The organism is Nonomuraea sp. NBC_00507 (assembly GCF_036013525.1).
GTDB lineage: Bacteria > Actinomycetota > Actinomycetes > Streptosporangiales > Streptosporangiaceae > Nonomuraea.
Window position 1 is genome coordinate 4590370 of record NZ_CP107853.1, and the last position, 13733, is coordinate 4604102.

The following is a 13733-nucleotide window of genomic DNA, read 5'->3' on the forward strand; positions in this document are numbered from 1 at the left end:
AAAGGAACCCGTCATGTCCGACCTTCAGGCGCTCGAACGGCGCATCGCCGTCCTGGAGGCGCGGCAGGAGATCCGCGACCTTCAGCACATGTACGGCTACCACCTGGACAAGTGCCTCATGCAGGCCGGGCTGCACGAGTCGGCACACGACACCTTCCCCGAGGACCCGCTGGGCCCGGACGAGATCGTCGGTGACTTCGACCTGTTCCCCGCCGCCGACACCGTTCCCTTCCACTACCCGCATCCGGTCACCGGCCAGGAGTGGGACCCGGCCGCGGGGAAGGCGCTGTGATGGACGCGACCGGGTTCGTCGGCGGCAAGGCGACCGACGGTGCCCAGTGGAATGAAGTGATCAACCCGGCGGACACCGCGCAGGTCGTCGGCCGCTACGCCCGCTCGGACGCGGCGGAGGTGCAAGCCGCGGTCCTGGCGGCGCACGACGCCTTCCGCGGCTGGGCGGAACTCGGCGCCACCGCCAGGGCCGAGCTGATGCTGGCCGCCGCCGGCGAGCTCGAACGGCTGGCTCCTGAGCTGGCGCCGACCATCTCGCTGGAGGTGGGAAAGGTGCTGGCCGAGTCGGTGTTCGATGCTTCCGGCGCGGCCGGGCTCCTGCGTGCCTTCGCCGGGCTGGCCGATCTGGCCGAGCGCGAGCTGGATCTGAGCGACCTGCCCACCTCCAAGCCCGCGCGGGCAGCGAAGGTACGGCGTGTCCCCGTCGGCCCCGTCGCGGTGATCTCACCGTGGAACACTCCTGTCTACCTCACCTTCAACATGGTCGCCCCAGCGTTGATCTCCGGCTGCAGCGTCGTCGTCAAACCGCCGGAGGCCGCCCCGCTCGCCGTCACCGCGATGCTGCACAGGCTGGCCGAGCTGCTGCCGCCCGGCGTCGTCAACGTCGTTCCCGGGACCGGCGCGGAGGCGGGGGAGGCGCTCACCCGGCACCCGCTGATCCGGTGCGTGCTGTTCACCGGCGGCGTCGCCAGCGGGCGTAAGGTCCTCCAATCCGCCGCGGGCACGGTCAAGAAGGTCTCGCTCGAACTCGGCGGGAACGACCCCGCCCTGGTCCTGGAGTCCGCGACCGTCACCGATGCCCTGCTCCGCGAGCTGATCGCCGGATCGTTCAGCTCCAGCGGGCAGATCTGCTACAACATCAAACGCATCTACGCCCACCGCAGTCAGTACGCCGAGGTGGTGGAGGGCCTGCGCGCGATGACGGCCGGGCTGGTCGTGGGCGACCCGTTCGACTCCGGCGCGCACATGGGCCCGGTGACCACGGGCATGGGATACGAGCGCGCCCTGCGGCTCCTGGCGGACAGCGAGCGGGAGGGCGCACAGGTGCACAGGACCGGCACCAGGGCGGCGTCCGCCAAATGGGACGCGGGCTACTACGTCGACCCGCACCTCGTCACCGGGCTGCCGCGGGACGCCGAGTTGGTGGTCGAGGAGCAGTTCGCGCCGATCCTGCCGGTGCTGCCCTTCGACACCGACGATGAGGCGGTCGCCGAGGCGAACCGCACGGAATACGGGCTCGGCTCGTCGGTCTGGAGCGACGATCCCGCGCACGCCGAGACGGTCGCCCGGCGGATCGAGGCAGGCAACACCTTCATCAACACGCACCGTGTCGGCGCCTCGGTGGCCTCTGTCCCGTTCGGCGGGATGAAGCAGTCCGGTCTGGGCCGCAATCACGGTGAGCACTCGCTGGCCGCGTGCACGGAAGAGCATGCGATCGTCCACCTCGTCGGTGACGAGCTGCCCGGGATCGGCCGCTGGATGAACCTCACCACGGAAGGAAAGGCTGAATGAGTTACGTGCGCGTCGCGACCGAGGAGGCGTACGCGCCGCCCGAAATGGTGGCGATGTACCTGGAGCTCCTCGATCAGCCGGGCGTGGATCCCGGTTTCGAGAGCCTCATGGGCTTCTACCTGCGCAGCGAGGCCGAGAAGCCGCGGACCGTCCGGCGCCGTCTCCAGGACCTGGGGGAGGAACGGCTGGCCGACATGGACGCGGCCGGGGTGGGGCACGCCGTCCTGTCGCTGACCACGCCGGGCACCCAGATCCTGGACCCGGCCAGGGCCAGGGAGATCGCCGTCATCGCCAACGAGCGGATCGCCGAGGCTTGCCGCCGGTACCCCGACCGGTTCTCCGGGCTGGCCGCGGTGGGGTTCGAGGACGCGCCGTCGGCCGTCGCCGAGCTGGAACGCGGCGTCAAGGAGCTCGGGCTCAAGGGGCTGATCTGCAACTCCCACATCAAGGGCCACTACCTCGACGAGGAGCGGTTCTTCCCCATCCTGGAAGCGGCGGAGGCGTTCGGGGCGCCGATATACCTGCATCCGCAGACGCCGCCCGCGGCCATGATCAAGCCACTGCTCGACGCGGGTCTCGACGGGGCGATCTTCGGCTTCGGTGTCGAGACCGGCATGCACCTGCTCCGGTTGATCGTGCGCGGCGTGTTCGACCGCTTTCCCGGGCTCAAGGTCGTGGTCGGCCATCTCGGCGAGGCGCTGCCGTACTGGCTCTATCGACTCGACTACATGCACGGCGTCCAGGTCCGGGCCAAGCGGTACGCCGGCTCCAAACCCTTGGAGCTGAAGCCGAGCGAGTACTTCAGACGCAACATCTGGCTGACCACCAGCGGGATGGCGTGGGCTCCGGCGATCATGTTCTGCCGGGAGGTCGTCGGCGCGGACCGAGTGATGTACGCGATGGACTACCCCTACCAATACGCACCCGAGGAAGTCGCCGCTCAGGACGCGCTGCCGATCAGCCCCGACGAACTGCGCCGCTTCTACCAGACGAACGCCGTCGACCTGTTTGGACTCGACGTGCCGAGCGCCGGAGCCGGCAACGGAGGACCCCGATGACATTCCTTGACCCCTTCCGCGAGCAGCAGGAGGAAGCCCGCCCGCGGCTGCGTCCCCTGCTCCGCGACGCCTACGAGCGGGGGGCGACAAGCCGACTGGAGTGATCTGCTGCGCCGTCCCCAGGAGCCAGAACTCGACCTGGAAGGCGACGAGGAGCTCCTCGAAGCGCCGACGCCGGAGACGTACCTGGCCGTCAGCCGCTACGGCCTGCCTCCAGCACGCGCCTAGCTATTAGGGCTCGCATTCGATCAGGGGTGACCTCAGGTCAAGTGTCCGGGTACGGGGAAGCTCAGGGGTGAGGCGGTCGGTGCTGCCGCGATGAGTCCCGACCGGGCACACCAGGGGCCGTTGATGTGCGGGGCGAGTGCTACGGCGGGGAGGCCCGCGGGCTGCGCGTCTGCGATGCGCATCTGATCATCCAGCCGAGGCCAGCGCTCGGCGAGCGGCTTCAATGGCGAACCGGGCCGGGTCGAACTGCTGCGCGCTCTCCAGACCGGCCCAGCGGACAAATTCGTCGTGCTCGTCGTGCTCGGGATCGGCCAGCACCAGACGGAAGTATGCGTAGCCTCCGATGCCGCCGACGTCCTCTGGCGGGCAAGCGCCCACCCCGTCCACCAGCACGGGGTAACGGACCCCTTCCTCCGCGGCGAGGATCTCCTCCAGCACGATGTCATGCCGCCAGCTGTCACCCAGGTCGTATTCGTACTCGATGGCAGCCCCGACCTGTGCCAGCACCTCCGTCAGCGAGGTCTTCTTCTCGTCCAGAACGTTCAGATCCCACTCGGGTGACGGTTCGCCATACAAGACACCGCCCACCGTGAACAGGTGGAGATGACGGCCCTCCCAGCCCATCGCCGCGACCAGGATGTCGTGCAGCCTGTCGATCGTGATCCCGGGTGAGACGAGCAGGCGCCGCCAGATCACCGGATCGGCACTCTCCTGGAGCGTCACCCGGATCTGATAGATCGGCTCTCCCGGTGCGGCCTCACCCAGGCTGCGCCGTACGGCGTTCACCGCTACCGGGGTCAGAGTCGCCGTCTCCTCCGTGAGTTCCACCGCGCCCAGCCGGACCAAGACGACCAGCAGTCGATCGATGTCCTGGCCGATCATCCGCCGCTGCGATTGCGGGTCGCGCATCTCGTAGTACGGCGACGCGATCTCCCAGGCCAGCTCCCGGAGATCCGCAACGGGCACCGGCCCGCCGTACAACCTACGCAGTAGCGCCGGCCAGATGAGCGCGAACTCCTCGCCGACCAGCGACGTGTACCAGTAGTTCTTGGGAAAGAGCGCCTCGCTCATCTTCCCCAACGCCGTGAACGACGTCTCCCACAACCGCTCCGATTCCTTCAGCAGTGGCGCCGCCTTCTTCACCGGCAGCAGCCGCCCCTTGACCACCCGGACCAGCCCAGCCGCTTTGGCCCATTCCACGATCAGGTTCAATCCGGGCAGTTCGGTGCTGCTCTTCGTCCGGAACACCCGGTCGCCGATCTTCGGGTCGATCTCGTCGCCGGTCTCCAGCAGCGCCACCAGCGCCCGCGCGTCCGACAGCGTCAGTTTCCCCGTCTGGGTCAGCTTCCGGCCTCCGCCCACCCACTCGGTGAACGCCCGCAACTCCTCCTGCATAGCGTTCAGAGTATGACCCAGGGTCCGGCCTGAGTCGCCCGCGCCGCGCGAACGAGTCCTTCCTGGCCCATGGGTACACCGTAGGATCGGATGCCGTGGCGAAGGAGCGTAGAGCGAAGGCGAACCCCACGCGGGGAGTCAGCGGCGATCCTGCGCGGCGGGTGCTGCAACTCGCCGCCCGTCAGCCCTCGCCCGATCCTCGTTCTGGACCTTGTCTGGCTGACCTCGTCCGCGACGAGATCCAGATGGCCGCGCGCACCGGTGGGCACCGCCGCGGTGCCGCGTGACGGAGCTGCGGAGCGCGCCCAGGTGGGAGTGATCACCATCCTCCCGCTCGAGACCCAGGCCGTGCGGCTCGCCCTTGGCCTGCGCAGTGAACGCGTTGGGGATCGGCGGAGGCATCCACGAGTCAGTGGCCATCGGTGACGTGATCCTGGCCACCGAGATGGTCTACTACGACCTGCGCAAGGTCACGCCCTCCGGCACCCCTCGCCGTGGTCAGACCCGGCCGGTGCCTGCGGCCGTCGGGCATGCAGTCAACGCCTTCCTCGCCGATCTCGATCCGCCTCGCCGCCTGACAATCGTGGACCCCGAGGGAACCTCGCGATCGCCGGTCGTGCATGCGGGCCCCATCGGGTCGGGGGAAGCGGTCATCGCCGATGAGGACGCCGCCGAAATCGCGTTCCTGGCCTCGTTCAACGACAAGATTCTCGCCGTAGACATGGAAGCGGGCGGGCTCGGGCAGGCCTCAGCACCATCTCCCACATGGGGTCGGGGCAGGGGGCGATTCGGCCGCGGGCGAGATCCTCGGGAGTGAAAACGATCTTCGAGGTCCCCATGGCCATGGGGACAGGTGCACACTGCGGGATAGCAGATGGATCAACGCGATGTTGTACGCGCAACTGCCCGTGCTGTCGAAGGCAGCCCGTCACGACCGGGATCCGCTCGGCATCAAAGCCACCATCCCGAGCAAGGCCGATCAGGAGGCTCACCGGCGTGCCAAAGGCTCCAAGGGCGGCCGCCCACCCGTCTTCGACCTGATGCTGTAGCGGCAGCGCCACGCCGTTGAGTGCAGCATCAAACCGCCTCAAACGCCATCGCGCAGTTCGCTCAGCCGCTCCTGGGCGAACGAGCGGATCTCCTCTTCCTCGACCACGGCCGCGTGCTCCAAGAGGTTCGTATCCTCCTCGTCGGACAGACTCGCGGCGGCCGCCGCGGCGAACAGCCGGGTCACCGGGTCGCCTGCCTCGAGCCGGATGACGATACCGGCCAGATCGGGCTCCTCGTCGTCCTGGAGAATCAGCCACTCGGCCAACTCCTTGACCTGACCGGGGGGCAGGCATGCCGCCCCTGCCTCAAGCTGCTCGACCGAGGCCTCGGTCAGGAACTCGAGGACCTTCCAACGGACGGCGCTGTCTGCGTCTCGGCTCAGGTTCATGACCTGCGCGATGATGGGCCCGTGCCGCTCGTCGGCGTTCTCCAGCACCACTGCTATCGCGTCGTATCGCACAGTGCGGATCGGGCTGGAGAGGAGGGCCGGAACCTCGTCGATCAGCGGCGCGGCGAGTTCGGCGAGTTCCGACAGCAACCAGGTCGCCGTCGGCAGGATCCGGTCATCACCGCTGTGGAGAAGTCTGGCGAGGTTCTCGACGGGGAATCCCGCGTACAGCTCGCTGAGCAGGTCGTTGGCCGCCGAGCCCACGAGGTCGGCGTCGGCCGGATGTGCAAGGATGCGCTCGATCAGACCCTCGCCTGCTTGCGTCTGCATCGGCCTTACCACCTCCTGTTCTTCTTCTGCTGCTCATACTCGGCATCAGTGGGGTAGCGGTCGGCGCTGGCTTGTGAGCCCCCGCTGTACGTGCCCCCGCTGGACGACGAGCTGGGCGTTTCGTCGAACTGACGTCGCCGTATGCTGTCCTCGAGGTCTTTGAGAGCCCTTTCTTCCCTTCTGATCCGCTCCGCGTGCCCGGCCTCCCAGCCCTTTCTGTCTTCCTCGGCCTTCCTCGTCTTGATGCTCTTCTTCAACATATCTCTGGCGCGCTTCGCCTCCGCCTCCGTCATGCCCTTGGCGCTGGTAGGCGGATCGCCGTGAACTCTTCCGTCATGGCGTGAGCCATTGTTCGAGTTGCGAGAGAAGAAGCCCCCGCTGCGGCCGCTTCCGCCACCACTACCCCTGCCACGCCCATTGCCTTGGTTATTCCTGTTGTTCCTGCGGCCCATCTGGGCGATGCCGTCCTTGATGGACCGAGGTCCGGACGGATTCCGCAGACCAGACGACCGCAAAGGCACTACACCGCGCGGGCCGGCCGCGGCCAGGCGTGATCCGGGACCTCCTGGGCCTCGCAGGTCGTCCAGGATGCGGCGCATCGGTTCGGTGACCCGGCGGCGCACGATGGGAGCGATCACCTTGCCGGTGCCCTCGCTGCCCTCACGAAGGATCTTCCTGACCGCCTGACGCGACGCCAGCACCCGGGCCGTCGCGACGGTCGCCCCGACCACCCCGCCGAACGCCAGCGCCTTGGCCACGCCGACCGCGGTGAACACCGCCTGCGTGCCCGCCGCCACCTTCACAGCCGACACCACGGAAGCGGTACCGTCCAAGGCCACCGGCATCACCTGCATCGCCGCGTTCGCCTGAGCGACGTGGCCGCCCTGCGCACCGGTCCTGTTCCAGTGGTTCTCCATGCTGGTGGCGGACTCGCCGCGGTAAACCTGCTGCGTAGCGCGGACCGCCGAATCGGCACCGCTCGCCGCGGGGGCCGTACTGGAATGGGCGACCCGCGCGGCGTTGCCCTCGGCCCTGACGTCGTCCTCGTTCATGTTCGGCCAAGGACCGAGCATCTGCATCATCCCGGCCGCCGCCGGGGGAAGCACTACAGCCATGTGCGACCAAAGTTTTGGACGTTCTCGGTGCTCGCGGCCTCGCCGTCGCGCGTGTTCTTGACCACGGCGTGCAGGCCGTCGCCTGTATCCGCCATCACCGTGGACAGCCCTGCGAGCGCGGCCATCGACACCGCGCGGCACTCGGCGTACATGCTCGTGAACATGCCGAACAGACCATCGTCCCCGAACGAGGACACCCCATCGCCGCGAGCTCTGAGCGGCTCGAGCGCGGCGTTGTAGTCCTCTCCATGGGTCCTGATCCGGGAGGCTTCCTGCCCCACAGCCCCCAAGGCGATCTCAAGTCCCGTCATGCCGAAGCACCATATCGTCACACATCATGGTCTTTACAACATTTGCCGTTCATGAGACGTGAATCTCCATGTCAAATCCCGGTCGTATGTGTTTAGACTGGGCGGCCGTTCGCTCTCCTGACAGCCGGAGGTCCGACATGCGGCCACCCACGCCCGACAACGACGACGAGTACCTGCTCGAATACTTCGCCCAAGGTCAGCGGGTCATACGCGACCTGCAGGCGGCGCAATCCGCGATTCGACAGGTGGAGGGTCTGGCGAAGAGCAAGGACGGGCTACTCGAGGCGGCCGCCGACGGCGAGGGCGGGCTCACCCGGTTGCGCATCGACCCGCGGGCGATGCGGCTCGGAGAATCGGCGCTCGGCCGTGAGGTCGCCGCCGTGCTCCGGGCGGCACAGGAGGACGCGGCGCGCAAGGCGCAGGAGATCGCGGACGCGGCGGAAAGCGCCGCCGCACTGCCCCAGCCGCTCGACGAGACCTTCGTACGCGGGCGGGTCGAGCAGGTCGCCCGCGATCTTCTTCAATAGGCTCGGAGGCAAGCGTGTACGGCCAACAGTTCGACCCCGCCGACATCACAGACCAGCACATCGACGACGTGGCCCGCCAGGGTGAGCGGGTGCTGGCCTGGCTGGAGACGGCGCAGGCGGACCTCGACCAGATCGTGGGGGCGGGCGAAACGACGGAAGGCCAGGTCAAGGCTACCGTGGACGTGAACGGGCGGGTCCTCGAGATCACCTACGGCCCCCGCGTGACGCGATTGAGCAGCCAGGAGCTGGCCGAGCAGACGCTCCTGACGGTGCGGGCGGCGCACGCGGACGCCCAGCGCCAGACGCACGATCTCATGCGCGAGGCCATGCCGGACTTCGATCCGGTGGAGGCGAACGAGCAGTTCCAGCGCCTGCTGACCGACTGGAGCTGACCCGGCCGTTGACAGTGGTCTGCCGCTCTTCCAGATGCGGCAGGATCGCATCATGCTTCGCCGTCGACATTTGGCACGGTCTCTGCCGACACGCCTGTACCAGATCAGTGCGTGCGGTTCAGGTCAACCACCATGACAAACTTCTCGCACCCAACAGGTGACGGTGCGCGGGGAACTCAGCATGGCCCTGGTCGCGATCCACAACTGAACGTTCCTGCTCGGGCCCAGCTTCGTGCTGGGGATCAACACGGTGTTGATGGCGTACCTGATGGTCAAGCCCGGTCTGGTTCCGCGGTTCATCGGCGTGCTGGGGCTGGTGGGCGGGCCGCTGGTGTTCGCGTCGGTGACCGCCACGATGTTCGGCCTGGTCGAGCAGGTGTCGACGCTGGGGGCGGTCGTGGCGATCCCGGTGTTCGGCTGGGAGCTGAGCCTGGCGGGCCGGCTCATCATCAAGGGATTCAGGACTCCGTGAAGGACGGCAGCCAGCTCGGGCGAGTGAGCCGGTCGGTCCAGCCGGTCAGGGGTGTGAACTCGGGCTTCCCTGTCACGTCGACCAGCACCAGGCGGTAGCGGGATTTGTCGCCGCCGGTGTCCGCCATCCAGGCGATCAGATGCGTGTCGTCGGCCCAGGCGAGCAATCGCACGATGGCCTGACCGCCGCCCGGTTCCAGGAGCGTGGTCTGACCGGAGGCGATTTCGGCGACGAAGGGAGCCGAGCCGCTCCTGCCGCCCATGGCCAGGCGCCGGCCGTCGGGGGACAGCCCGGCGGGCTGGTCGCTCGAGGACTCCTGATCCGGGCCGGGGCGGGGCTGCCCGGTGAGGTCGTAGTACACGCGGGGTTGCTGGCGGGCGCCGATGTCCTCCCAGATCAGCGAGCCGTCGCGGCTCCAGGACAAGTCGCTGCGCATGCCGGAGTCGTCAGGCAGGCTGTGGAAGGTGGTCGCGCTGCTCGCCACGTCCACGATGGCGAAGCCGGTTCTGGACGGTCCTGCTTCGCCGGGGTCGTCGAGAAGTCCGGGGTCGGCGTCGTACGTGGTGACCAGGAGCCGCTTCCCGTCCGGGGACCAGGCGACGCTGCCTGCGACGGCGCGGCCGAGGTCGATCCAGCGCCGCACCGAGGCGGCGGTGGTGTCGACCAGGCCGATCCGGCGCGCGGGCAGATTCTTCTCCAGCACTGCGGCCGTCCGGCCCCCGGGCGCCACGTCGATCCATCCCCATGGAGCCGCTGTGTAGCCGCTCGCGCCGGCGTGCGTGAACAGGTACCAGTCGCAACTCGACGCGCAGTCGGCGTACGCGGTGAGCGTGACGCGTCCGGCGGCGACGCGGGTCACAGGCGGGGCGTGGCTGAGATCGGCTGCTATCCCTCCAGCGATAACGCTGGTCGCGACCGGAGGGTCCTCCCGCGCGACAAGGGAAGGTGCCGTGATCGCGCCGACGGTGACGGCGGCGGCCACGGCGGCCGCGGTGGTGGCCGCTCTCCTGATCCGCATGCGGGTCCGCTGCCGCCATGCGGCGTGCGCTACGCCGGTCGGCGTCCTGGCCTGGTCGGCCACCGCGGTGAGCGTGTCTTTCAGCAGCTCGTCAGTGGTCATGTCAGGTCCTTCCCGAGCGGGTATACAGGTCGTGGAGTTCGGGGCACAACTGCAGGAGCCGGGCCAGGGCCCGGTGGGCGGTGCTGCGTACCGTGCCGATGCTGCAGCCGAGGGTGGCGGCCACGGTGGATTCCGACTGGTCTTCGAAGTAGCGGAGCACCAGCACGGCCCGCTGCTTGGCGGTCAGCCTGCCGAGCGCCTTCTGGACCATGATCTTGAGCTCGACGCCGTGCGTGGCGTCCGCCGCGTTCGCCTGCTCGGGAATCTCCGGGACGGCGTACTCCCGCCTGCGCCGCCACCACGAGATCTGCTGGCGGTACATCACCTGCCGGAGATAGCCGTCCGGATCGTCGATCTTGCTCCATTTGAGCGCGGTCTTGGCCAGGCTGGTTTGCAGCAGGTCCTCGGCCGCGTGCTGGTCACCGGCCGTCAGCAGGTAGGCCAGGCGCATGAACGCGGCCGAGCGCGCCGCCACGAACTCGTCGAACTCCCGCCGGTTCGCGCTCACCTCGCGGCCTCGTCGCGCAGCTGGGTGACCGTGACGAAGTGGTAGCCGCGGCCGGACAACGTCTGCAGGATCCGCGGGATGGCCGCCACTGTGGTCGGGTGGATGTCATGAAAAAGGATGATCGCGCCGGGCTTGGCCCCCGACACGGCCGCTCGGGTCACCCGGGCGGAGTCGCGGTACTTCCAGTCCAGGGTGTCCACGCTCCACAGGATGAGGGGATGCGGCGTCTGCTCACGCACAACGTCGTTCACGGCTCCGTACGGGGGCCGGACGATACGCGGCGACACTTCCGACGCCTTCTTGATGGCCTGATCCGTGCGGCGCAGATCATCCCGCACCTGGGCCGCCGTCAGCCGGGTCAGGTCGCGGTGCGACCAGCTGTGGTTGCCGAGCTCGTGCCCGGCCTCGGCGGTCTGGCGCACGACGTCTGGACTTATCGCGACGTTCTGTCCCACGACGAAGAACGTGGCACGCGCGTGGAACTTGGCCAGATGGGCCAGCAACGTCTGGGTGTAAGGCCCGGGGCCGTCGTCGAACGTCAGCGCCACGCACTTGACCTGCCGGCAGTCGGCGGTCCCCTCCGTTGCCGGGGCAAGCGTGGGCGTCGGGGAGACGGAGCCGTTCAGGCCGAGGCGCCGCTCGGGCTCCACGACCTGCCGCTGCACCCTACGGCCGAAGTCCGACAGTAGCGGGCGCGCGATCGAGGCAGGCAGCACGGCCCGCAGTTGCCCCGCGGGCGCCACCCCCACCACGCTCTCGTCGAAGGTCACCACCAGGTCGCCGCGGGCGGTGAACGCCAGATCGTCCAGGTAACGGGTCCGGGAGGCGTCGTCAGCCATGACGCTGCGCAACGCCCGGGAGTCGAAGCCCTGCTTCCTCGACAGGGCCGTGCCGAGCCCGGCGGCGAGCTTGCCGAACGCGTCGGGGTCGATGAGAGAAACCGCAGGCAGGGCTTGGCCTGTCTTCCCGTCGTACCAGCGTGTGGTCGTGGATTTGCCGTCGCCGGCGCCGCCCAGCCACCATTCGGTGTAGCGCACCCCGATGACGTCTCCCGAGGCGACCAGGAACGCGAAGTCCAGGTTCAGCTCGGCGGTATGGTCGCACGCCTGGCGGAGGAACTCGGCCCGCCGGTTCTCCGCCATGCGCCGCAGCGCCGCGGTGAACGAGTCAGCACCCGGCACCCGCGGGTACGCGATTGACCAGGCGCACGACCGGTCGTTGCTGCTGTCGCGGACCACCCGCAGGCCGTCGATCCACGTCGGCGAGACGGTCGAGATCTCGTCGGGCTGGTGCACGATGCCGCTCACGGGCGTCCGCCGGCCGTTCTGGGCAGGCGCCGCGCCGGACACCGCGCAGCCCGCCGTCAGCAGGCATGCGACGGTGAGCAGCGTGGTGATCTTATGTGGAGGTTGCATCGGCCGCTGGAACTCCGCTCTTCATGACAAACATGTCAAACCACCTATTGAGTGATGAATAGGTAGATGCACGTTTCGCATCCTTTGTTGCCATAAGGACGCGGCAGAGCGGGGGCATCTTTGCGACCTGTCGCAGAAGTTTTCGGCTGACCGGCGTGCGTCAGCCGAAGGCGCGGACCTCCAGCAACCCGACCGAGGCCTGGCCGCTCCGCAACACGATCCGGAGCCGGGCGCTTGTCAGGCTGGTTGCTTGGTCCGGCTCAGCAGCCACCGGAGGATGGAGCCGTCCTCGTAGGTGGGTCCGTACGCGGCGTGGTAGTCCGGGAGAGAGAATGCCGCGTCTTCGTACTCGGTGTACCGCAACAGGGCCTCGATCTGCTCGGGTGTCTTGCCCCGCGCGGCGTACGCGTCCCGCAACAGCGTCCGCGTCGTGCGAGCCAGGTTGATGTTCAGCAGGTGATCGTGGACGCCGTGGGTGACCCACAGCGGGATCTCCGCGGCCGCGATGGCCGCCGCCTGCTCGGCGTTGACCGCGAAGCCGCCGGTCACCAACCCACCGGCGAACGGGTCCGGCCGCTTGGCGAACGCGTTCCACAGCAGCTGCGAGCCGTAGGAGACGGTGGTGGCATAGACCCGCCGCTTGTCCACGGCGAAGTCCTCAAGGAACTGATCAAGCAGCTTGACCAGCAAATCCGCCTCGGCCGGGCTGCCGACGCGCTGGTGCTGCGGGGCGAGCACGATGACGTCCTCCGTGCTGCCGGTCCACTTCGGCTGCAGCCAGGCGGTCGCGGGGATGTCCGCGGCCAGTTGGACCGTGAGGTTGTCGCCGTCCCAGCCCATGCCGTGCCCGGGCAGGACGACCATCAGCGGGTACGTCTTCGCCGGGTCGTGGTTCTTCGGCAGGTGGTAATGGTACGGCAGCACCATTCCGCCGGACAGGTACGAGCCGTACCGGAACTCGTCCACGAGGAGGTTGACCGGCTTCTCGGTCACTTTTCTGGAGGTTTCCGGGGTCGCCCTGGCCAGCAGCGGGCCCTTGCCGATCCCGAGGCCTGGCCGGCCGTACACGTTCTTGCGCTGCACCAGCTGGGTGGGCAGGTCCGGGTTCACTTTCACCGTGCACAGGAAGGTCGGGCACTTGGAGACGATCACCGTCCAGCCCGCGTTCTGCTCTGGGTCGAGTTCGACGATGACGTACCGGCCGGGCACGGAGCGGTGGTCGGTCCGGGGGGTGGCGGCGTTGTTGGTGTAGGTGTGGGTGACCTTCCGCTCAGTCAGCTTGGGCAGGTCCTCGATGGGGTTGAAGCGGAAGTTGTAGAGCGTGTCCTGCACCGAGAACGTCGAGTTGTCCAATTCTCGCGGGTTGACGGTCTCGCCGTATTCGACTGCTACCGCGGACACCTTCTGCCCGTAGGTGTAGACCTTCGTGATCGCCGTGACGCTCTGGATACCCGCCGGGGTGTCCGCGGACGTCGACGCTGACGCCGGCGTGGCCGTCGATAAGAGTCCGGCCGCCATGACAGTGGCGATGAGTCGGCGGGTGGTCATGTGGGTGACCTCCACTGCGATTTCGGGTGGCTGATGAGACGCTGCGGACCACCGGCAATCGAACGGTCGTGAT

At 68.3% G+C, this 13733-nt stretch carries 16 protein-coding genes; 8 read left to right on the plus strand and 8 right to left on the minus strand.

Features of this window, described 5'->3' with window-relative positions; translation table 11 throughout:
* Positions 1–13: 13 nt before the first annotated feature.
* Genes OHA25_RS22755 through OHA25_RS22765 form a run of 3 tightly spaced genes read left to right on the plus strand, consistent with a single transcriptional unit; the run spans position 14 to position 2861 of the window.
* The gene (locus OHA25_RS22755) at positions 14–292 is read left to right on the plus strand and encodes a hypothetical protein (protein WP_327589508.1); all 279 of its coding nucleotides are present in this window, start codon (positions 14–16) and stop codon (positions 290–292) included.
* Positions 292–1803, plus strand: coding sequence for an aldehyde dehydrogenase family protein (locus OHA25_RS22760; protein ID WP_327589509.1), 1512 nt, complete (start codon positions 292–294; stop codon positions 1801–1803). Before OHA25_RS22755 ends, OHA25_RS22760 begins: the two co-directional genes overlap by 1 nt.
* Entirely contained in the window at positions 1800–2861 is a 1062-nt protein-coding gene (locus tag OHA25_RS22765) for an amidohydrolase family protein (RefSeq protein ID WP_327589510.1), read from the plus strand. The genes OHA25_RS22760 and OHA25_RS22765 overlap by 4 nt, the downstream gene beginning before the upstream one ends.
* 414 nt (positions 2862–3275) lie before the next feature.
* On the opposite strand, the gene OHA25_RS22770 is transcribed toward OHA25_RS22765, so the two are convergent.
* Entirely contained in the window at positions 3276–4484 is a 1209-nt protein-coding gene (locus OHA25_RS22770) for a plasmid pRiA4b ORF-3 family protein (protein WP_327589511.1), read from the minus strand.
* A 412-nt stretch (positions 4485–4896) separates the two neighbouring features.
* On the opposite strand from OHA25_RS22770, the gene OHA25_RS22775 reads away from it, so the two are divergent.
* Complete coding sequence (locus OHA25_RS22775) at positions 4897–5301, plus strand: phosphorylase family protein (protein WP_442942132.1); 405 nt, start codon at positions 4897–4899, stop codon at positions 5299–5301.
* A gap of 70 nt (positions 5302–5371) precedes the next feature.
* Complete coding sequence (locus OHA25_RS22780; RefSeq protein WP_327589513.1) at positions 5372–5533, plus strand: hypothetical protein; 162 nt, start codon at positions 5372–5374, stop codon at positions 5531–5533.
* A 38-nt stretch (positions 5534–5571) separates the two neighbouring features.
* Here OHA25_RS22780 and OHA25_RS22785 read toward each other — a convergent pair whose 3' ends face one another.
* From OHA25_RS22785 to OHA25_RS22795, 3 genes are read right to left on the minus strand one after another with little or no spacing between them, the layout of a single operon-like run.
* Entirely contained in the window at positions 5572–6252 is a 681-nt protein-coding gene (locus OHA25_RS22785) for a hypothetical protein (protein ID WP_327589514.1), read from the minus strand.
* Between the two features lie 5 nt (positions 6253–6257).
* Entirely contained in the window at positions 6258–7367 is a 1110-nt protein-coding gene (locus tag OHA25_RS22790; RefSeq protein ID WP_327589515.1) for a hypothetical protein, read from the minus strand.
* Positions 7358–7678, minus strand: a complete 321-nt coding sequence (locus tag OHA25_RS22795) for a hypothetical protein (protein WP_327589516.1) — start codon at positions 7676–7678, stop codon at positions 7358–7360. Before OHA25_RS22795 ends, OHA25_RS22790 begins: the two co-directional genes overlap by 10 nt.
* Before the next feature lie 137 nt (positions 7679–7815).
* Here OHA25_RS22795 and OHA25_RS22800 point away from each other — a divergent pair, with 137 nt between their 5' ends.
* From OHA25_RS22800 to OHA25_RS22810, 3 genes are all read left to right on the plus strand, one after another.
* Complete coding sequence (locus OHA25_RS22800) at positions 7816–8205, plus strand: YbaB/EbfC family nucleoid-associated protein (protein WP_327589517.1); 390 nt, start codon at positions 7816–7818, stop codon at positions 8203–8205.
* Between the two features lie 14 nt (positions 8206–8219).
* On the plus strand, positions 8220–8597 hold the full coding sequence (locus OHA25_RS22805) for a YbaB/EbfC family nucleoid-associated protein (protein ID WP_327589518.1): 378 nt from the start codon (positions 8220–8222) through the stop codon (positions 8595–8597).
* Positions 8598–8811: 214 nt separating this feature from the next.
* The gene (locus OHA25_RS22810) at positions 8812–9069 is read left to right on the plus strand and encodes a DUF4386 domain-containing protein (protein ID WP_327591031.1); all 258 of its coding nucleotides are present in this window, start codon (positions 8812–8814) and stop codon (positions 9067–9069) included.
* Here OHA25_RS22810 and OHA25_RS22815 read toward each other — a convergent pair.
* The 4 genes from OHA25_RS22815 to OHA25_RS22830 all read right to left on the minus strand — a co-directional run bounded on the left by OHA25_RS22815 (position 9056) and on the right by OHA25_RS22830 (position 13660).
* The gene (locus tag OHA25_RS22815) at positions 9056–10189 is read right to left on the minus strand and encodes a hypothetical protein (protein WP_327589519.1); all 1134 of its coding nucleotides are present in this window, start codon (positions 10187–10189) and stop codon (positions 9056–9058) included. The genes OHA25_RS22810 and OHA25_RS22815 overlap by 14 nt on opposite strands.
* A 1-nt stretch (position 10190) precedes the next feature.
* Positions 10191–10697, minus strand: coding sequence for a SigE family RNA polymerase sigma factor (locus tag OHA25_RS22820; protein ID WP_327589520.1), 507 nt, complete (start codon positions 10695–10697; stop codon positions 10191–10193).
* Positions 10694–12112, minus strand: a complete 1419-nt coding sequence (locus OHA25_RS22825; RefSeq protein WP_327589521.1) for a polysaccharide deacetylase family protein — start codon at positions 12110–12112, stop codon at positions 10694–10696. The genes OHA25_RS22820 and OHA25_RS22825 overlap by 4 nt, the downstream gene beginning before the upstream one ends.
* Before the next feature lie 237 nt (positions 12113–12349).
* Complete coding sequence (locus OHA25_RS22830; RefSeq protein WP_327589522.1) at positions 12350–13660, minus strand: hypothetical protein; 1311 nt, start codon at positions 13658–13660, stop codon at positions 12350–12352.
* Between the last annotated feature and the right edge of the window lie 73 nt (positions 13661–13733).